Below are 19157 nucleotides of genomic sequence, written 5' to 3' on the forward strand. Positions count from 1 at the left end.
GACATGCTCAGTATTACTGACTAAATATTTTACTATCTGGTCACTCATACTCAGTTAATTCGTTTTGCGAATCTTCTTTCACGAGTGCCCACACAGATGATTGATTGCTAATTGTTAAAGAGCGTGCCTCGACTACGAAGCGGGAGGCGTATGTTACACTTCCCAGAATTTAAGTCAAGCAGCAGAATTCACTATTTGAATGAGCTCTGCTGCTCAACCTGACTTACCTTGAAAACCCCGAAGGCTTTTCTGCCTCACTTCGACTTTCGGGCTTCTCAACCCCTCGTCGCTGCGAGGCGGCCATTTTAGTCAGTTTTCAGTTCGTGTCAAGCGTCTTTTTATCGACTATTTTCACTTTCTTCAAACTCACTCAGTTCGCTGCTTTCGCACCACCCCGTTGGCATGAGGCGCATTATAGAGACTTTAAGCGCCCTGACAAGCGTAAATTTGAGAAAACTTGTGTTTTTGAGTGCGACAGCTTCTTTTTCGTGCGAACAGTGCTTTTTGCCAACAATTGCCGCATACTTTCCGCACAACAAAGGAGTTCAGCATGACAATTCGTTCTTATAAAGGTGTAAAGCCGGTCCTTGGGCAAGGGGTTTATATTGATGAAAGCGCAGTTTTGGTCGGCGACATTGAATTAGCAGCCCATGTCAGTATCTGGCCGTTGGTCGCCGCGCGTGGTGATGTGAACATTATCCGCATTGGTGCCAGAACTAATATTCAGGATGGCACCGTATTACACGTATCGCGCCCCAGCGAAAAGAATGCCGCGGGTTCGCCACTGATGATTGGTGAGGATGTCACTGTAGGCCATAAGTGTATGTTGCACGGGTGTACGCTTGGCAATCGTATTCTGGTTGGCATGGGTGCCATCGTGATGGACGATGCCATAGTTGAAGATGATGTGATGATTGGCGCCGGTAGTCTGGTACCACCGGGCAAGACTTTAGCCTCCGGCTATTTATATGTAGGCAGTCCGGTAAAACAGGCCCGCCCGCTCAATGACAGTGAAAAGGCTTTTCTTGCTGTGTCGGCGCAAAACTATGTGGTACTCAAAGATGAGTATCTGGCAGAAATCTGATCCCCATCCGTTGCCTAAGCCACCTACGTCGAATTAAGCAGCCCCATCCAGATAGAGAACGCCATCGCTATTGAGTTGATCTGCAGCTAAAGCGTCCTCTATTTGTTCTTCCCAGAAAAAAGCGTCTTCTTTTATCTGAGCTAACCAAATATGTGGCTCCCAGCCTTCGGGCATATGGATGACTACAGCGATCCGCAGGCCGGCCTGTAATACGCTACAGCACACAGCGTCTTGATTATCGGTAAGTCGGAAGTCATTGTTGAAAATCAGTTGCTGGTTCATCTACGCACCAATGTCGTCATTTTTTCGAGTACAGGTGTTATATCTGGTGTTACCCCACGCCAGATCGCGAAACTTGCCGCTGCCTGCGCCACCAACATGCCGATCCCGTCGGCACACAGCGGCACCTGATGTTGCCGACACCACAGGATAAAGGCTGTTGGCTCTTTGCCATACATCATGTCATAAGCCAGCTGACAAGATTGCAGATGCTCAGGACTGAAATCCGGGCGTTGCTGACTGAGGCCGGACGAAGTTGCGTTAATCACCAGCTGCCAGTGATCAGTTGGAATATCGCCATAACCTGAAGCTGTCACCTGACTGTTGAACAGCTTCGCCACTGTCATCGCTTTATCTGCCGTGCGATTAGCTATATGCACAGAGGCAACACCAGCAGCCAATAAAGGACCGACCACGCCACGGCTGGCACCACCTGCGCCAAGCAGCAGAACTTTAGCGCCATCAAGCTTTGCACCCAGTCGCTGCAAATCAGCCACTAAACCAAGACCATCGGTGTTATCACCACAAAGTTGCCCACTACTATCTATATAGAGTGTATTCACCGCGCCTGCCTGCTGCGCCCGCTCGCTGACGATCTGCGCCAGCGCAAAAGCCACTTCTTTAAGGGGCACTGTGACATTTGCACCTTTACCACCCGCAGCGACAAAATCCCGCCAACTGTCGGCAAAGCCATCGGCCGGTGCTAGAATGGCCTCATACTGCAGGTCCTGACCGGTTTGTTCGGCAAACCAACGATGGATCAAGGGCGATTTTGAATGCCCGATTGGATTTCCAAATACAGCGTAACGGTCCACACCAACCACCATGATAAAGTTGCTGAAAAAGATGTTTAACACCGACGATAGCAAGCGCCATCCGACACCACAAGTCACGCCTTATGAATTGATTGGCGGTGAAGCCGCGACCAAACGTCTCGCCAACCGTTTTTACGACATAATGGAAACTGCGCCGGAAGCCGCTGAGCTTTATGCCATTCACCCGCTGCCGCTGGACCTGATCCGGCAAAAGTTCTTTGAGTTTTTGTCCGGCTGGTTGGGTGGCCCTGGTTTGTTTGAAGAAAAATACGGTCATCCACGGCTACGCGCTCGTCATATGCCTTTTACGGTGAGCCCAAAATTACGCGAGCAATGGATGTTTTGTATGAACAAGGCACTGGCCGAAGTCGTTACAGATAAAATGCTGCGCGAGGGTTTAAGTGAGGCTTTAGGACAACTGGCCAGCCATATGATCAATCGCAGCGACTAAACCGCGATGCTCCAATATTCAACTCACCATCAGCTTGTCGCTTCCAGACCCAACCAATCCTGCGGTTGCAAATAACGGCTGTAAAGCTGTGCTTCGGCAGAATCTGCTGCTGGCTGGTACCCATATTCCCAACGCACCAACGGCGGCATCGACATCAAAATCGACTCGGTGCGACCACCACTTTGCAGGCCAAATAAAGTCCCACGGTCAAATACCAGATTAAATTCAACATAACGGCCACGGCGATACAGCTGGAACTGCCGTTCATGGTCGCCATACGCGGTGTTTTTACGAGCTTCGACAATCGGCACATAGGCTTTGGTAAAGGCTTCGCCGACACTGCGCATAAAAGAGAAACTCGATTCAAATCCCCATTCATTCAAATCGTCGAAGAACAACCCACCCACGCCACGGGTTTCTTGACGGTGTTTTAAATAGAAGTATTCATCACACCACTTTTTGTATTTTGGATAAACATCGTCGCCAAAGGGGTCACAACAATCTTTGGCGGTCTGGTGCCAATGCCGCACATCGGCTTCGACCGGATAAAATGGCGTTAAATCAAAACCACCACCAAACCACCAAACGGGTTCTTCACCGGCTTTTTCCGCAATAAAAAACCGCACATTGGCGTGACTGGTTGGCACATGTGGATTATTCGGATGAATGACTAACGAAACGCCCATCGCTTCAAAGCCGCGTCCGGCCAGTTCCGGTCGGTGCGCTGTGGCTGAGCCGGGCATTTTGTCGCCAAACACGTGGGAAAAATTCACCCCGGCTTGTTCAAACACGGCGCCATGCGTCAACACCCGGCTGCGGCCACCACCACCTTCGGCACGCTGCCAGCTGTCTTCAACAAACTGCGCCTGACCATCTGCTGCAGTAAGAGCAGCACAAATTTGTTCCTGCAGTGCCAGCAAAAAGGCTTTGACCTGGGCTTTATCTACGTGTTGCATTGTTTACTCCTGTCTCGGAATTCACTCATCTGCGATGAACAGCCAGTGAAATAACCCAGCTTCAACCGGCCCGAAAAATATGTCCGGTATTGATATCCCGAATTTCTGATGGATTGAGCCGGCCGCCGGTTGGTGCGTCCAGGATCACCGCAAGCTGCTCACCTAGCTGCGCTGCGACATCGGCGGCGTTACGGCAAGCGGGTTGGCCGGTCAAATTCGCGCTGGTTGAGGTGACAGGTTTGCCATAAACCCGGCATAACTGCTGCACCAACGGGTGGTCACTAACCCGCACCGCAATAGTACTAAACTGGCCGGTCAGCCAATCGGTTAAGCCCGGCCGTGCCGGCACCACCCAGGTCACCGGGCCCGGCCAGCTATCCAGCATGCGTTGCTGTTGTGCTGCAGTGATGGCATCCACATCGATATAAGGCGCCAGTTGCGCAAAATCAGCGGCGATTAAAATCAAGCCTTTGCTTTTTTCGCGCTGCTTCATCTGCAGCAATAACGCGATTGCTGCCAAATTATCTGGATCACAGCCGACGCCGTACACAGCTTCCGTTGGATAGGCAATTACCTGCCCTGCAGTTAATGCATTGATTGCTTTAACTAATTCAGTCTGACTCATCATTAAACCATACTCATCAAAAATGCCGAACTGCACAAATATTTTCCTGGCCACGGCCAGATGGCTATAATAGCCGCCTATTATGCCAGTAGCTGGCCGTTTTGAGGAAACAGCAATGAAAGTCGGTATCATTATGGGTTCAAAATCTGATTGGCCCACCATGAAAAATGCAGCAGACATGTTAGATAAGTTTGGTATCGCTTATGAAACGACTGTTGTTTCTGCTCACAGAACGCCACAGTTATTGGCTGAATATGCCACAAATGCGGCCAGTCGCGGCCTAAAAGTGATTATCGCCGGTGCCGGTGGTGCAGCACATTTACCCGGCATGGCCGCAGCATTCACCAGCTTGCCGGTGCTCGGTGTACCGGTACAATCCAAAGCCTTAAAAGGGCTGGATTCGTTGTTATCGATTGTACAGATGCCTAAAGGTGTCGCTGTTGGCACTTTGGCCATTGGTGACGCTGGTGCCGCCAATGCCGGTTTATTAGCCGCACAAATTCTGGCAACTTCCGATGCCGCTTTAATGACCAAGATTGATCAGTTCCGCCAAGAACAAACCGACTCTGTGTTAAGCCAGCCTAATCCGGCTCTGGACGCATCATGAAAAAAGTTCTGGTGATGGGTGCCGGTCAGCTGGCACGGATGATGGCCTTGGCTGGCGCACCACTGAATTTGCAAGTGCTGGCCTATGACGTCAATACCGATTCTGTGGTGCATCCGGTGACTCAGCAACAATTCCCTATGACGCTGACAGAAGCTGTTGCCGACGCCGATGTCGTCACCTCCGAATTTGAGCATATTCCCTACCCAGTGCAGCAGGTTTGCCAGGCTAGCGGTAAATTCTTCCCGAATAGTACGGCCATTAAAGCCGGTGGCGATCGCCGGCAGGAAAAGCAACTGCTTGATGCAGCAGGCGTTGCCAATGCTGGTTACCGGATTGTCAGCACTGAAGCAGAGTTTCAGTCGGCCATTGCAGCTTTGGGTTTACCTTTGGTGCTGAAAAGTGCTTTGGCCGGTTACGATGGCAAAGGCCAGTGGCGGTTAAAACAAGCGGAAGATGCAGCAGCCATCTGGGCTGATATCAAAAGCTTTATGGCGGGCGCTGATCACGCTTTACCGCAAGCGATTGTCGCAGAACAGTTTATTCGCTTTGACCGTGAAGTGAGTTTAGTCGGCGCCCGCAATGCCAAAGGCGAGACTGTTGTCTATCCGCTGACAGAAAATCATCATGTGAACGGTGTATTGGCGGTGTCATTAGCATTGCCAGGACAACAACAACTGCAGCAACAAGCGAAACAAATGTTTGATGCGATAGCCGCCAAACTGGATTATGTGGGTGTGCTGGCGCTGGAGTTTTTCCAGGTTGGCGATCAGTTACTAGTGAACGAGATCGCACCACGGGTGCATAACTCCGGTCACTGGACCCAACAAGGCGCGGACACTTGTCAGTTTGAAAATCATCTACGTGCGGTCTGTGGTTTGCCTTTGGGTAGCACTGCGTTAGTGCGGCCAACCGTGATGGTGAATATTCTGGGTGAAGACTTTGTCGACCCGGCAGTATTGGCGCTACCTTCTTGTCATCTGCATTGGTATGGCAAAGGCAAAAGAGCGGGCCGCAAAATGGGTCATATCAATATCAGCGGTTCGACTGTCGCTGAACTTGCAGCGCGGTTTGTCGCGTTATGTCAGCATTTACCGGAACCAGGCTTTCCGGAAGTGGCTGAAGTTGCAGCAAAACTTGCGCGCAGTGCTAGTTAACATCAAGCACGAATAACAAAGGCCCGGTAAGGGCCTTTTTCGTTGAAGACGATCAACTTCATTCATTCCGCCTGCGGCAGCTGACATTTTTTACTGGCGCAAATCAGCTTCACCCCTTGGGCTGACGGCTTCTCGGCCAGCAAACCAAAACCACAGTGCTGGCAACTGCCAGGCGTAGGTTTGAGGTTCAGCACAAAATCACAACCGGGGTACTGGTCGCAACCGTAAAAGGTCTTACCAAATTTACTGGTCCGCTCCAGCAACTTGCCTTTGTGACATAACGGGCAACTGACATCAGCCACTTCCGGCGCTTCTTCATGCACAATAAAATGACAAGCCGGGAAATTGCTGCAACCGATAAACATGCCGTAACGGCCGTTTTTGACGGCCAGTGGTGAGTTGCAACTGGGGCATGGCGTGTCAGTAAGCAACTTCACCACGGTGCTGTCGTGTGGGTGTAAATTCTGAATATAGTGACAGTGTGGATAATGGCTGCAGCCCAAAAATGGCCCATGTTTACCCGACTTCATTACCAGCTCGTGCTGACATAAAGGGCAGATTTGTTTGTGCTCGGGAATGGCAAATAATGGGGTTTCAGACATAACGCTGCGTCAAAGTCAGGGATAGACGGATTATCGCACACAAGCGCACTAAACGGCGCAGCAACTTATGACAACAGATGCTTAGCGCCGTCAGCATTTTTAGGAAAAAGGCTGCTTAATGCAGCGGCCCGGTCGGTTCTTCAAATATTAAATCTTCCATCTGGGCATAAGCGGTTTCATGACCCGGTGCATTAAATAACACCATCAACACCACCCATTTTAAGTCTTCCAGACACACTTCTTTACTGTCTAAATCCATCACCCGGTCTAACACCATTTCACGGGTTGGCAAATCCAACACGTTGATTTGTTCTAAAAACAGCAGGAAGCCGCGGCACTCCGCATCCAGCTTTTGTTGCTCATCCGCAGTATACACGCGCACTGCAGTTGAATTGGTTTTGGTAAGGTAAGGTTTAACATGACTTTCCTGCAGCTTGGACAGGTTCTCCAGCCAGCGCAGTGCTTTAAAAATATCATCATCGTGGAAACCGGCTTTGACCAGCTCGCGGGTCAAATCAGCCTGATTAACATAGATTTCTGATTCGTTGTGAATATAGTTTTCGAACAGATAGACGAGGATATCAAACATAATCAGGCCCTCCTCACTCGAATGTAGCCACCAGGTACTACTGCTACTTCACCGGAGAGTTCCAGTTGAAGTAGGGCAATGGTTACTTCAGCCACTGATAACTGCGCTCGCGCTGCGATCACGTCAATTGCAGTGGCCTCATCTCCTACGTTAGCCAACAAGCTGGGTTCGAACAAGTCTTGCTGACAATTATTTTTACGTTTCACGGGTTTATTCAGACCAGTCGCCGCACTAATTGGCAATTCTTCCATAATATCGGCACAGGAACGGGTTAACTTAGCGCCTTGCTGAATGAGTTGATGACAACCTGCCACCATCGGATTCAAAATCGAGCCCGGCACCGCAAACACCTCCCGGTTATATTCAGCAGCGTAATTGGCACTGATCAGCGAACCACTTTTTTCCGCTGCTTCTACCACTAAAGTGCCAAGACTAAGCCCGACCACAATGCGGTTACGCAGTGGAAAAAATAACGGTTTTGGCTCAATATCGGGCAAAAATTCAGACACTAAAGCGCCTTCGCCGGCAATTTGCGCCGTTAACGCCTGATGCTGTTTGGGATAGATATGCGACAGGCCATGGCCCAGAACTGCAATCGTTTTACCTTGCACTGACAGCGCGCCTTGATGCGCCGCCCCATCAATACCACGTGCCAGACCACTGGTAATGGTTAAACCCTGACGGCACAAATCGGCAGCAAACTGAAAGGCAATTTGTTTGCCGGTCGCAGTGGGTTGTCGGCTGCCCACGATCGCCAATTGTGGTTGTAATAGCAGCTTTACATCACCTTCGACAAACAACGCCAGTGGCGGCTGTTTGATTTGACGTAACAACTCAGGATAAGCATCGTCGATGCAGCGGATAAAATGCCGGTTGGGTGCCTGTTGCAACCAGTGCATAGCAGAATCAACCAACCGATGATTGGGTGATACCAGCAATTGGCTTTGATATTCGGTCAGACCAAGCTGTTGCAGCTCAGTGGCAGACAAAGAAAAGAATTGGTGGAGTGGCAGTGACTGGCAAATCCGTTGGTACCGGCGCAAATCCATCCCGGGTACCGAGGCAAGAGCCAGCCAGTCGCGGAGATCATCCATGATCGTCCCCTTATGGCTTCATTAATTAAAACGCCTTAAATTTCTCCGATCAAATCGCCAACCCGGATTGGTCTGCTGGTCGAAGTCACAATGGCAAAGCTTACCCGATCAGCGACTTTAAAGATCATCAACTGACCAATTTTTTCCCGTGGCATTTCCAACGCTTCACCTTCGATACCGCCGGTCAGTTTTTCATATTTGCTGGCGTCACTCATATAAACCGGTCCGCGTTTGGTATCGACCACCGAAGGCGATTTGCGGTAAATCGACAACATATGACCGGCTTTCAGATCTTCAATCGAGCCTTTGTTCAATACCACGATGTCCCACTTTGAAAACTCACGTAAATCTGAGGTGGTATCGATGATCACACCATCAATCACTTTTTCTGGTTTGCTCATCACAAAAAATGCCGGCAATGATTGACCGTCTGATGCCGGAATTAAGCGATCGCCCTGCTTAATTTCTTGTTTTACATCAATCACTTGCACGGATGCTGGTGTTTTGTTTTCGATGCTGCCAGGGCGAAACACTTTGCCGGTCGCCACCAAAATGGTTTCATAGCCCAACAGCTCTTCAGTGACCGGGTCAATATAAGGTTTTCCTTTGCGGTAAATACCATAACTGGAACCAAGCTCCAACTCACCTTTGACATATAAAATCTGTTCAACGATGGTATTTTTCCATTCTTCGTTGGCGCCAAGTACATAAGGGAGAGCGGCAATTTCGGCTTCAGTTAAAGCTTGTTCAAACGTCAGGAAAGGCCGAATCATTTTCAGCGGTAACGTCGTCACCGCCTTGGTTGATTTGATCGTTTTGCGAATTTTTGGCGTCAGCTTTTTGATACCAGAAGGCCCGCTAATGGCAACAACTTCAGTCTCAGAAACTGCAGCTTCAGTGTCTGGTGATACGGTGATCACAGCATTTTCGTCGTTGATGGCCAACACTGGGTTGCCATCCGCGTCATAGGTCAAACTTAAAACATCACCAGGAAAAATTAAATGTGGATTATCAACTTGTGGATTTAATTTCCAGAGTTGTGGCCACAACCAGGGTTGGGCTAAATACAATCCGGAAATATCCCATAAGGTGTCGCCTTCTTTTACGGTATAATTTTTCGGAGCGTCCGGTTTTAATGTTAATTCCTGCGCGGTTACAAAACCTGTATAACAAAGCAGCAGAGCGGCGATTGAAGTCGTTATTATTTTGAGCATGCCAGCTTCCTTGAGCCCGAACTTGTGGTAATTAATGCAGACTAAGCTGTTAATACAGCTGATTAATGGCTAAAATTAGACCATATCATAGATAGTTAAACAACGCTTAATTTTGTAGGTCCCATGACAGTCTTAACAGTATTACATTATCCCGATGAACGCCTTCGTACTACGGCCAAACCGGTCGCTGAAATTACCGCCCAAACCCGTCAACTGGTCGCTGACTTGCTCGACACCATGTATGATGAAAATGGTATAGGTCTGGCAGCGACACAAGTCAATGTTCATCAGCGTGTTGTGGTGATTGATGTGTCAGAAAGCCGTGATCAGCCGCAAGTTTTTATCAATCCTGAAATCATCAGTAAAAGTGGCGACACCACCTATGAAGAAGGTTGTTTGTCGGTCCCGCAAAGCTACGCCAATGTAGAACGCGCCGCCGAAGTCACGGTAAAAGCGCAAAACACCGAAGGTGAATGGTTCGAACTCAAAGCCGACGGTTTGCTGGCTATTTGTTTGCAGCATGAACTAGACCACCTGGTTGGCAAACTGTTTATCGATTATCTGTCACCGCTTAAACGTGATCGGATCAAAAAGAAATTAGAAAAAGAAGCCCGCAACGCGGCTCGTTAAGCCACCACAGGATTTGAAGTGACTCCACTACGTATTATTTTTGCCGGCACGCCGGATTTTGCTGCCCGCCATTTACAGGCGTTACTTGATTCCGAACATCAGGTCATCGCCGTGTACAGCCAACCGGATCGCCCGGCTGGTCGCGGTCAGCAATTACAAGCCAGCCCGGTGAAGCAACTGGCGTTGGCACAGCAAATTCCGGTATACCAGCCAAAATCACTGAAAAAGTCCAAAGCTCAGGCCGAACTGGCCGCTCTCAACGCCGATTTAATGGTGGTGGTGGCCTACGGTTTAATTCTGCCAGCAGTCGTTTTACAAACGCCGAAGCTTGGTTGTATTAACGTACACGGCTCTTTATTGCCACGCTGGCGTGGTGCTGCTCCTATCCAACGCGCCTTGTGGGCCGGTGATATAGAAACTGGCGTCACCATCATGCAAATGGACGAAGGACTTGATACCGGCGCTATGCTGAGTATCAAAAGCTTAGCCATTACCGCTACCGACACTTCGGCCAGCCTGTACGACAAACTCGCCGATATTGGCCCTCAGGCTTTATTAGCAGCACTGACTGATTTACCTGCACTACAACAGCAAGCCAAAGCACAAGACGATGTATTGGCGAACTACGCTGAAAAACTGAGTAAAGACGAAGCGCTACTCGATTTTAATAAACCAGCCGCAGCGCTTGAGCGTGAAATCCGTGCTTTTAATCCTTGGCCGGTGAGCTATCTGCAACTCGGTGCCCAACAGCTGAAAATCTGGCAAGCGCGGGTTGAACCAACGCACGCCACCGCTGCGCCGGGTACTGTGTTAAGCGCAGATAAAAAAGGCATCGCCATTGCAACCGTTGATGGAGTGCTGGTATTGCAACAACTACAACCGCCAGGCAAAAAGGCCATGGCGGCGGCTGATTTTTTAAATGGTCGCGCTGATTGGTTCCCGGTTGGCTCCGTCGTAGGAGTCACACCATGACCGCCAACTTAAGGGCGGTCGCAGCCACTTGCTGCTATCAGGTGGTCGATCAGGGCAAATCGCTTTCTGATGTGCTGCCCAAAGCACAATTTCAATTTCCCTTGCCCGCCGACAAAGCCTTGCTGCAGGAAATTTGTTTTGGTGTGTTGCGTTATTTACCGCAACTGGATTTTGTCTGTCAGCAACTAATGGCCAAACCGCTGATTAAACAGCTGCGGCCATTGCAGTTTTTGATTTATGTCGGCATTTATCAGCTGAAATTCCTGCGTATTCCTGATCACGCCGCCGTTGGTGAAACGGTGGAAGCGGCCCGCGCTTTAAAAGGCGAGTCGATGACCAAGCTGATCAACGGTGTGCTGCGCTCGGTGCAGCGCAAGCCGGAATTGTTCGACGTCAGCCAGGCACCGCTTTCGGTGCAAACCAACCATCCGTCCTGGTTGGTGCAGTCGCTGCAAGCGGCGTATCCAGAGCAGTGGCAAACGGTGATTGACGCCAATCAGCAAAAGGCACCGTTGTGGCTACGGGTGAATACTCAGCGCTGCAGTATCGACCAGTTTTGTCAGACCTTAGCCGACGCCGGCATCGCCTTTTCTCAGCCGCAACCGCAAATGCCGCAGGCTATTTTGCTGGAACAAGCCATTGATGTGACGGTATTACCTGGTTATGCCGAAGGCTGGTTTGCGGTGCAAGATTTAGCGGCGCAATATGCGGCGCTATTTTTAACCCCTGAAAATGCCGATCGGGTGCTGGATGCCTGCTGCGCGCCAGGCGGTAAAACCGGCCATTTGCTGGAATTGGCGCCACAATCGCAGGTGCTGGCTTTGGATAAAGACCCGCAACGGTTAGTGCGGGTGCGCGAAAATTTACAACGTTTAGGCCATCAGGCGGATGTCAAAGCCGGTGATGCCGCCACACCAAAACAATGGTGGGATGGCGAACTTTATGATCGTATTTTATTGGACGTGCCTTGTTCGGCGACTGGGGTGATCAGGCGCCACCCGGATATCCGCTGGCTGCGTAAATCGGCAGATATTGCCGCACTTGCCACCTTGCAACAACAAATTCTGATCCAAATCTGGCCGCTGTTAAAGCCCGGCGGCACTTTGCTGTATGCCACCTGCAGCGTGTTGCCTCAAGAAAACCAGCAGCAAATCGCGCAGTTTTTAGCCCATCATCCCGACGCAATTCCGGTTGCCCTAGGTTTGGGTATTGATGACAGCCAATGGCAAATTCTGCCCGGTGAACAAAGTGCAGATGGCTTCTTTTATGCCAAGCTGCAGAAAAAGGCGAACTGATGAAAATCATTATCTTAGGCGCAGGTCAGGTCGGTGCGACCTTGGCAGAAAACCTGGTCGGTGAAGAAAACGATATTACCGTAGTTGATATCAACGCCGACAAATTACGGGCGCTGCAGGACAAACTGGATTTACAGGTGGTGCATGGACATAGCGCACACCCGGATATTCTGAAAAAAGCCGGCGCTGAAGATGCCGATATGATTATTGCCGTGACCAACAGTGACGAAGTGAATATCGTCGCTTGTCAGGTGGCTTATAGTATTTTTAACACGCCGACCAAAGTAGCGCGTATTCGTACCAATCAATACATCAAATACCGCGACCAACTGTTTAACAAAGACGATATGCCGGTGGATCATTTTATCGCCCCGGAAACGCTGGTCACTGACTACATCCGCCGCTTGATTGATTACCCTGGTGCGTTACAAGTTGTTGAATTTGCTGGCGGTTTGGTAAGTCTGGTTGCAGTAAAAGCCTATTATGGTGGTTTGTTAGTAGGCCATGCGCTGTCGACACTACGTGAGCATATGCCGCATATTGATGCGCGGGTTGCCGCCATTTACCGTCGTGGTCACGCGATTAAACCAATTGGTACCACCATTATTGAAGCGGACGACGAAGTCTTTTTCGTCGCAGCCACCAAGCACATCCGTGCCGTAATGAGTGAACTACAAAAGCTCGAGTCGAGTTACCGCCGCATTATGATCGCCGGCGGCGGTAACGTCGGTTTTGGTCTGGCAAAAGCGCTGGAAAAAACCCACAGCGTAAAACTGATTGAACGCAGTAAAGAGCGGGCGGAATTTTTATCCAGCGCTTTAGAAAATACCGTGGTGTATGCCGGTGACGCTTCTGATCCGGAATTATTACAGGAAGAAAATATCGACCAGGTCGACGTGTTTTTAGCCGTGACCAATGACGATGAAGCCAACATTATGTCGGCGATGTTGGCCAAACGGATGGGCGCGCAAAAAACTATGGTGCTGATTAAACGCGGCGCTTATGTCGATTTGCTACAAGGCGGCGAAGTCGATATTGCCGTCTCACCACAACAAGCCACCATTTCAGCGTTACTCACCCATGTCCGTCGTGGTGATATCGTCAACGTCTACTCCTTGCGTCGTGGCGCGGCCGAAGCGATTGAAGCCATCGCCCATGGTGATCGTACTACTTCAAAAGTAGTTGGCTTGTCGATTGGCAAAATTAAACTGCCACCAGGCTGCACCATTGGCGCCATCGTGCGTGGTGATGAAGTGATGATTGCCCACGACAGCACTGTGATTGAAACGGACGACCATGTCATTTTGTTTTTGGTGGATAAAAAATTCATCGGCGAAGTGGAACGGTTGTTCCAGGTGAGCGCGATTTTTATTTGATTTTGAAATTGCCCCGCAGAGCCGATACCATATCGGCTTGTTTATTTATCTGGAAGCCGGTTGATGCAGCATTTATTCAGTTCCGCCAATCAACATCTTGACGCCCTGGGCCTGCGCTGCCCGGAACCTGTGATGATGGTTCGTCTGACGATCCGTAAGATGCAAGCCGGTGAAACGCTGCTGATTATTGCCGACGATCCGGCGACCACCCGCGATATTCCGGCATTTTGTCGGTTTATGGATCATGAACTGATTGCCAGCGACACCACCACTTTACCGTACCGGTACCTGCTGAAAAAAAACGCAGGATAAGCTTGTTATTTCAACACTCAGGTCGCAAAATCGAAGCTATTCACCGCTCAAGGATGGCCAGCATTGGTATTGCTCAGAACTGTTTCCAGCAAAGCTGCTTCGATTGACTCCATCCGCCGCCGTTATATTCTGCTGTTCGTCAGTTACATCACTTCGCTCATTATGCTGTTGCTTGGTTTTAAGCATTTGTTTAGTGAAGATTATTTGCTGCAGGCTATTTTATTTGGCTGCTCCTTTGCGTTTCTGGCCAACATTGCCTGGTTTCATGCCAGTAATGAGCTGGATAAAGCTTGTGTGATAGAAACGGTGCTGGTCGGGCTCTTTGTGCTAGGGCTGGTGTACCACGGTGGATACGAAAACACCGCGCTGTACTGGGTATTCCCATTTCCGGCGATTATTTTTGGCTTGCTTGGCCCCCGTGTTGGCATCCAGATCAATGGCTTGTTGGTGCTGGTGCTGCTGGTGATGCTCTATCAGCCTGATTTGATTGTAGCGCAGTATAAAAATGCCGAAATCTCCCGCTTTATGGCATCAATGGCCACGGTGATTGCTGTTGGCTGGATCAACGAGCACTTTCGCGAACGTAGCCATAACGCCATGGCACTGCTACAACGTAGCAAAGAAACGCAGGCCAATACCGACGCTTTAACACACCTGGCCAATCGCCGTTTTGTCGATGAAGTCCTGCCACAGCATTTTGCACTGCAACCCGAGCACTTCTTTCCGCTGGCGGTGATCATCGCCGACTTAGACCACTTTAAGCATATCAACGACAGTTTTGGCCATGACCAAGGCGATTTAGTGTTGCAGCAAGTGGCGATGTTGTTCCGGCAAAAATTGCGGACTGAAGACATTGCCTGTCGTTATGGCGGTGAAGAATTTTTGTTATTGCTGCCCAAAACCAATCAAAACGATGCCACCCGGGTTGCCGATAAAATTCGTGCCGGGATTGCCCAGCGCCGACTACTGACCGAGCATCCGGATTTAGTCATTACCTGTAGTTTTGGCGTGGCTTTGGCGCAGGATGAAAGTGAGTTTTTGCAGGCAGTAAAACTTGCGGATCAGCGTTTATACATCTCTAAATCGAGTGGCCGGAATCAGGTGAACTGATCACAAAAGCTACGGGATCCAGCTAATTGACGCCATATACCGACGCCATCAGCCACCCTTCCAATTTACACCTCAATCACAAAAAGTTACAATTCGCCGCCATTTCGGCGTAATTAACTTATACGGATATTACATGAAAGTTTTATACCCCTTAACATTGATTTCTGCACTGGCACTTCCAACCTACATCCAAGCTGATGAAGCCATTGATAATACCGGTTTTGCTGTACTTGTTGATGTTGGTGTTGCCGATATTGCAGTCGATGCTGAAGGTGGGTATCAGGAAGAATCTGATACCACGACATCGCCAGCTTTGGGTCTGAGCTACCAGTTCAATGACAATATGTCTGTTGTTGCGCACTACACGAATTATGGTACTGCTGAGTTGTTCAGTACCACAACATACATCAACTCTACGGTTGTGGATGTTACTGTTGAATCGAAGACAACTGCTTTTAGTGTGGTTGGGCAATATATGGTGCCACTGGCGAGTGAAAGCTGGTCTATTGGTGCGCGTTTGGGCTTAATTTCCTGGGATACCGAATTTGGCGTGAAGGCTGTAACGAGCCAAGCCTCAGCCAAAAACAAATTTGGTGATGATTCAGGTACTACTATAACCGGTGGCATTCTGGCTGAATATGCCTTGTCAGAACAACTTTCATTCACACTCAGTGCCGACTGGTTCGTGAACAAAATTGATAATTCAGTTGAGTTTACCGATGACGGTGCGGATCTGGATATGCAATATGGTCGTTATGCGATGGGCCTGAAGTACGCTTTCTAACGTCTCTCCCAAGCGCTATCTACTGCAATGATAAGCGGTTGAAATAAAAAGAGGCAGAGGTTGCTGTTCGTCAAACAACTGCCTCTACCCCTGATTACGTTTGTTTACTGCAACAGCGAAATATCAGCCACTTGCAAGAAAGCTTGCCGTAACTGATTCAGCAGCGCCAACCGGTTATTGCGCACTGCCTGATCGTCGACGTTGACCATCACTTCATCAAAGAACTGATCGATAGCCACCCGCAGCCCGGCAAGTTGGGTTAGATTGGCATTGTAATCGCCGGCAGCAACCAGCGCAGTTGCAGCTTGCTGTTGACTGAGCAAGGCCTGCGCTAAATTCTGTTCAGCGCCCGCTTGTAACAAGCTCTGATTGATTGTAGTTGGCAACTCGCCTTCCACTTTCGCCAGAATATTCGCCACCCGCTTGTTGGCCGCAGCTAAGGCAGTTGCAGCTTCCAGTTTACTGAACTCTGCCACCGCTTTGACTCGACGGTCAAAATCAGCCGGATTGGTTGGACGACGTGCCAGTACTGCCTGGATCACATCCACCGCATAACCTTCAGCTTCATACCAGGCACGGAACCGGCCTAACATAAACTCCAGCACTTCGTCAGCAACGGTTGCTTGGGTCAACTTGTCACCGAAGGTGGTTTGGGCATAGCCAATCACGTCCAGTAAATCGAGTGGCAACTGTTTTTCCACCATAATGCGCAGGGCACCAATGGCGGCACGACGCAGCGCAAACGGGTCTTTGTCGCCTTTTGGCGCCTGACCGATGCCAAAAATACCGACCAATGAATCCAGCTTATCGGCAATGGCTACTGCACAACTTTCTAACTGTGCAGGCAAACTGTCGCCGGAGAAACGTGGTTTATATTGCTCGTTCAGCGCCACGGCTACCGCTTCAGGCTCACCGTCGATCCGGGCATAATGCATACCCATAATGCCCTGGGTTTCCGGGAACTCACCGACCATGTTCGTCATCAGATCGGTTTTGGATAACAAACCGGCGCGGGTTGCATGCGCAACGTTCGCACCAATTTTACCGGCGATATAACCTGACAGTTGAGCAATACGCTCGGACTTCTCACGTAAGGTACCGAGTTTTTGCTGGAACAAAACAGTACCCAGACTTTCCAGCCGATCTGCTAGTTTGGTCTTTTTATCCACGCCAAAAAAGAACTGCGCGTCCGTTAAGCGTGGCCGCACCACTTTTTCGTTACCGGAGATGATCTGGCTTGGGTCCTTGCTGCTGATATTGGCAACAAAGATAAATTTATTCAAAAGCTTGCCGTTGTGATCTAACAGCGGGAAATACTTCTGGTTGTCTTTCATCGTGGAAATCAGCGGCTCAGCCGGCACTTCCAGGAACCGCTCTTCGAACGAACCCACCAGTACCACTGGCCATTCCACCAATGACGTCACTTCATCCAGCAATGCTTCGTCGGTCGCCACAACGCCATTAAGCGATGCGGCCGTTTTCGCCACTTCTGCGGCAATAAAAGCACGGCGTTTAGCGTAATCGGCCACCACAAAAGCTTGTTCCAGCGTCGGTAAATAAGCATCAGCATTAGCAATCGCTACCAGCGCCGGAGCGTGGAAACGATGACCATGGGTCTGACGACCTGACGTTTTACCCAGCACAGTCGCAGGCACCACGTCATTGCCATATAGCATGACAATGGTGTGAACCGGGCGAATAAATTCTGCTGTCGAATTGCCCCAGCGCATTGGCTTGGCAATAGGTAATTTTGCCAGCGCGGTACTGACCACATCCGGTAGTAAACTCACCGTTGCGCCGCCGACCACTTTGGCTTTATGCACCAGCCAGGCACCTTTGTCGGTTTCCAGCCGTTCAGCTTGCTCAACGGTAATGCCATTTGATGCCGCCCAGGCTTGTGCCGCTTTGGTTGCTGCGCCGCTTGCATCAAAAGCGCCAGCGATGGCCGGACCGCGTTTTTCTACGATTTTGTCCGCTTGCTGTGAAGCGAGCTGATTAATCCGAACCGCTAACCGGCGTGGTGCGGCATACCACTGCGTATCAGCGAACTGTAAACCCAGCTTATTGAGTTCATCAACGATGTTCTGCTGGAATGAGGTTGCTAAGGTTTGCAGCGACTTTGGGGGTAACTCTTCAGTACCAATTTCAACGATAAAATCCTGTACCACGTCAGACCTCCTGCGTTTGCTGTTGAGTGCGGCATAACGGGAAGCCAAGCTTCTCGCGTGCTGCGTAATAGGCTTCAGCACAGGCTTTGGCCAAGGTGCGAACCCGCAGGATATAACGTTGCCGCTCGGTCACAGAAATGGCGTGGCGGGCGTCTAACATATTAAAGGCGTGTGAAGCTTTCATCACTTTTTCATAGGCTGGCAGCGGTAAACCGAGCTCAATCAGCTTATGACTTTCGGCTTCATATTGATCAAAAGCAGCAAACAGCGCAGGCACATCAGCATGTTCGAAGTTGTAAGTTGATTGCTCAACTTCGTTCTGATGGAACACGTCACCGTAAGTAACCCGCCCCAGCGGACCATCAGCCCAGACCAAATCATAAATACTATCAACGCCCTGGATGTACATCGCCAGACGCTCTAAACCATAGGTGATTTCGCCGGTCACCGGACGACACTCTAAGCCACCAACCTGCTGGAAATAAGTGAACTGTGTCACTTCCATGCCGTTTAGCCACACTTCCCAACCCAGGCCCCAGGCACCCAGCGTTGGCGATTCCCAGTTGTCTTCGACAAAACGGATATCGTGCACCAGCGTATCAAGACCCAGTTCGCGTAACGAACCTAAGTACAGGTCCTGAATGTTGTCTGGCGACGGTTTTAAGATGACCTGGAACTGATAATAATGCTGTAACCGATTTGGGTTTTCGCCATAACGACCATCGGTCGGGCGACGACATGGCTGCACATAAGCCACGTTGCTTGGCTCTGGGCCTAATGAGCGCAGGAAGGTCATTGGGTGGAAAGTACCGGCACCCACTTCCATATCCAGCGGCTGGACAATGACACAGCCCTGGCGCGCCCAGTAATCCTGCAATGCCAGGATCAGGCCCTGGAATGTTTGAATATCATACTTGTGCATCACAACGCACCTGCTTAAGAAAAGGACGGAAAAGTATACCTATTTAGCGATGATTTCTGTAGCTCAGAGTGGCATTTTCATTGGGTTTTTTATGAATTTGTGCCGTGCTGACAGCGAC

The 19157-nt window shown here is 50.0% G+C and carries 21 protein-coding genes; 11 read left to right on the forward strand and 10 right to left on the reverse strand.

Annotated features, from left to right (window positions below; genetic code table 11):
- Nucleotides 1-550: 550 nt before the first annotated feature.
- On the forward strand, nt 551-1084 hold the full coding sequence (locus EOE67_RS07190) for a gamma carbonic anhydrase family protein (protein WP_127698365.1): 534 nt from the start codon (nt 551-553) through the stop codon (nt 1082-1084).
- A 33-nt stretch (nt 1085-1117) separates the two neighbouring features.
- On the opposite strand, the gene EOE67_RS07195 is transcribed toward EOE67_RS07190, so the two are convergent.
- Both EOE67_RS07195 and aroE read right to left on the reverse strand, forming a co-directional pair.
- Nucleotides 1118-1366 carry a DUF1488 domain-containing protein gene (locus EOE67_RS07195; RefSeq protein ID WP_127698366.1) on the reverse strand — a complete coding sequence of 83 codons (249 nt, stop codon included), beginning with the start codon at nt 1364-1366 and terminating at the stop codon, nt 1118-1120.
- A complete protein-coding gene (aroE, locus tag EOE67_RS07200) occupies nt 1363-2190 on the reverse strand; it encodes a shikimate dehydrogenase (protein ID WP_127698367.1) in 828 nt (275 codons plus the stop codon). Before aroE ends, EOE67_RS07195 begins: the two co-directional genes overlap by 4 nt.
- Between aroE and EOE67_RS07205 the strand changes: the two genes are divergently transcribed.
- Complete coding sequence (locus EOE67_RS07205) at nt 2189-2629, forward strand: group II truncated hemoglobin (protein WP_127698368.1); 441 nt, start codon at nt 2189-2191, stop codon at nt 2627-2629. The genes aroE and EOE67_RS07205 overlap by 2 nt on opposite strands.
- Before the next feature lie 29 nt (nt 2630-2658).
- Here the strand turns inward: EOE67_RS07205 and hemF are convergent, their stop codons facing one another.
- Together hemF and tsaC are read right to left on the reverse strand one after the other, a co-directional pair.
- Nucleotides 2659-3585: an oxygen-dependent coproporphyrinogen oxidase gene (gene hemF / locus EOE67_RS07210; RefSeq protein ID WP_127698369.1), complete on the reverse strand. Its 927-nt coding sequence runs from the start codon at nt 3583-3585 to the stop codon at nt 2659-2661.
- A 61-nt stretch (nt 3586-3646) separates the two neighbouring features.
- A complete protein-coding gene (gene tsaC / locus EOE67_RS07215) occupies nt 3647-4246 on the reverse strand; it encodes an L-threonylcarbamoyladenylate synthase type 1 TsaC (RefSeq protein WP_338069029.1) in 600 nt (199 codons plus the stop codon).
- A gap of 79 nt (nt 4247-4325) precedes the next feature.
- Between tsaC and purE the strand changes: the two genes are divergently transcribed.
- Nucleotides 4326-4817 (forward strand): 5-(carboxyamino)imidazole ribonucleotide mutase, encoded by a 492-nt coding sequence (gene purE / locus EOE67_RS07220; protein ID WP_127698370.1) that lies wholly within the window; start codon nt 4326-4328, stop codon nt 4815-4817.
- Nucleotides 4814-5971: a 5-(carboxyamino)imidazole ribonucleotide synthase gene (locus EOE67_RS07225; RefSeq protein WP_127698371.1), complete on the forward strand. Its 1158-nt coding sequence runs from the start codon at nt 4814-4816 to the stop codon at nt 5969-5971. The genes purE and EOE67_RS07225 overlap by 4 nt, the downstream gene beginning before the upstream one ends.
- Before the next feature lie 62 nt (nt 5972-6033).
- Here EOE67_RS07225 and EOE67_RS07230 read toward each other — a convergent pair whose 3' ends face one another.
- From EOE67_RS07230 to EOE67_RS07245, 4 genes are all read right to left on the reverse strand, one after another.
- The gene (locus tag EOE67_RS07230; RefSeq protein WP_127698372.1) at nt 6034-6573 is read right to left on the reverse strand and encodes a DNA topoisomerase family protein; all 540 of its coding nucleotides are present in this window, start codon (nt 6571-6573) and stop codon (nt 6034-6036) included.
- Nucleotides 6574-6688: 115 nt separating this feature from the next.
- Nucleotides 6689-7162, reverse strand: coding sequence for a DUF494 family protein (locus EOE67_RS07235; protein WP_127698373.1), 474 nt, complete (start codon nt 7160-7162; stop codon nt 6689-6691).
- A gap of 2 nt (nt 7163-7164) precedes the next feature.
- Complete coding sequence (gene dprA, locus EOE67_RS07240) at nt 7165-8256, reverse strand: DNA-processing protein DprA (RefSeq protein WP_127698374.1); 1092 nt, start codon at nt 8254-8256, stop codon at nt 7165-7167.
- Nucleotides 8257-8291: 35 nt separating this feature from the next.
- Entirely contained in the window at nt 8292-9470 is a 1179-nt protein-coding gene (locus EOE67_RS07245) for a LysM peptidoglycan-binding domain-containing protein (protein WP_127698375.1), read from the reverse strand.
- 123 nt (nt 9471-9593) lie between these two features.
- On the opposite strand from EOE67_RS07245, the gene def reads away from it, so the two are divergent.
- The 7 genes from def to EOE67_RS07280 all read left to right on the forward strand — a co-directional run bounded on the left by def (nt 9594) and on the right by EOE67_RS07280 (nt 15949).
- Nucleotides 9594-10100, forward strand: a complete 507-nt coding sequence (gene def, locus EOE67_RS07250; protein WP_127698376.1) for a peptide deformylase — start codon at nt 9594-9596, stop codon at nt 10098-10100.
- 18 nt (nt 10101-10118) lie between these two features.
- On the forward strand, nt 10119-11072 hold the full coding sequence (gene fmt, locus EOE67_RS07255; RefSeq protein ID WP_127698377.1) for a methionyl-tRNA formyltransferase: 954 nt from the start codon (nt 10119-10121) through the stop codon (nt 11070-11072).
- Nucleotides 11069-12367 carry a 16S rRNA (cytosine(967)-C(5))-methyltransferase RsmB gene (gene rsmB / locus EOE67_RS07260; protein ID WP_127698378.1) on the forward strand — a complete coding sequence of 433 codons (1299 nt, stop codon included), beginning with the start codon at nt 11069-11071 and terminating at the stop codon, nt 12365-12367. The genes fmt and rsmB overlap by 4 nt, the downstream gene beginning before the upstream one ends.
- Nucleotides 12367-13743 (forward strand): Trk system potassium transporter TrkA, encoded by a 1377-nt coding sequence (gene trkA, locus EOE67_RS07265; RefSeq protein ID WP_127698379.1) that lies wholly within the window; start codon nt 12367-12369, stop codon nt 13741-13743. The genes rsmB and trkA overlap by 1 nt, the downstream gene beginning before the upstream one ends.
- A 63-nt stretch (nt 13744-13806) precedes the next feature.
- On the forward strand, nt 13807-14055 hold the full coding sequence (gene tusA / locus EOE67_RS07270) for a sulfurtransferase TusA (RefSeq protein ID WP_068069381.1): 249 nt from the start codon (nt 13807-13809) through the stop codon (nt 14053-14055).
- Between the two features lie 63 nt (nt 14056-14118).
- Entirely contained in the window at nt 14119-15165 is a 1047-nt protein-coding gene (locus EOE67_RS07275; RefSeq protein ID WP_127698380.1) for a GGDEF domain-containing protein, read from the forward strand.
- Nucleotides 15166-15298: 133 nt separating this feature from the next.
- A complete protein-coding gene (locus EOE67_RS07280) occupies nt 15299-15949 on the forward strand; it encodes an outer membrane beta-barrel protein (protein ID WP_127698381.1) in 651 nt (216 codons plus the stop codon).
- A gap of 104 nt (nt 15950-16053) precedes the next feature.
- On the opposite strand, the gene glyS is transcribed toward EOE67_RS07280, so the two are convergent.
- Both glyS and glyQ read right to left on the reverse strand, forming a co-directional pair.
- A complete protein-coding gene (glyS, locus tag EOE67_RS07285; RefSeq protein WP_127698382.1) occupies nt 16054-18117 on the reverse strand; it encodes a glycine--tRNA ligase subunit beta in 2064 nt (687 codons plus the stop codon).
- A 1-nt stretch (nt 18118) separates the two neighbouring features.
- Nucleotides 18119-19039 carry a glycine--tRNA ligase subunit alpha gene (gene glyQ / locus EOE67_RS07290; protein ID WP_127698383.1) on the reverse strand — a complete coding sequence of 307 codons (921 nt, stop codon included), beginning with the start codon at nt 19037-19039 and terminating at the stop codon, nt 18119-18121.
- Nucleotides 19040-19157: the final 118 nt, after the last annotated feature.

Source organism: Rheinheimera riviphila, assembly GCF_004005945.1.
Taxonomy (GTDB): domain Bacteria; phylum Pseudomonadota; class Gammaproteobacteria; order Enterobacterales; family Alteromonadaceae; genus Pararheinheimera; species Pararheinheimera riviphila.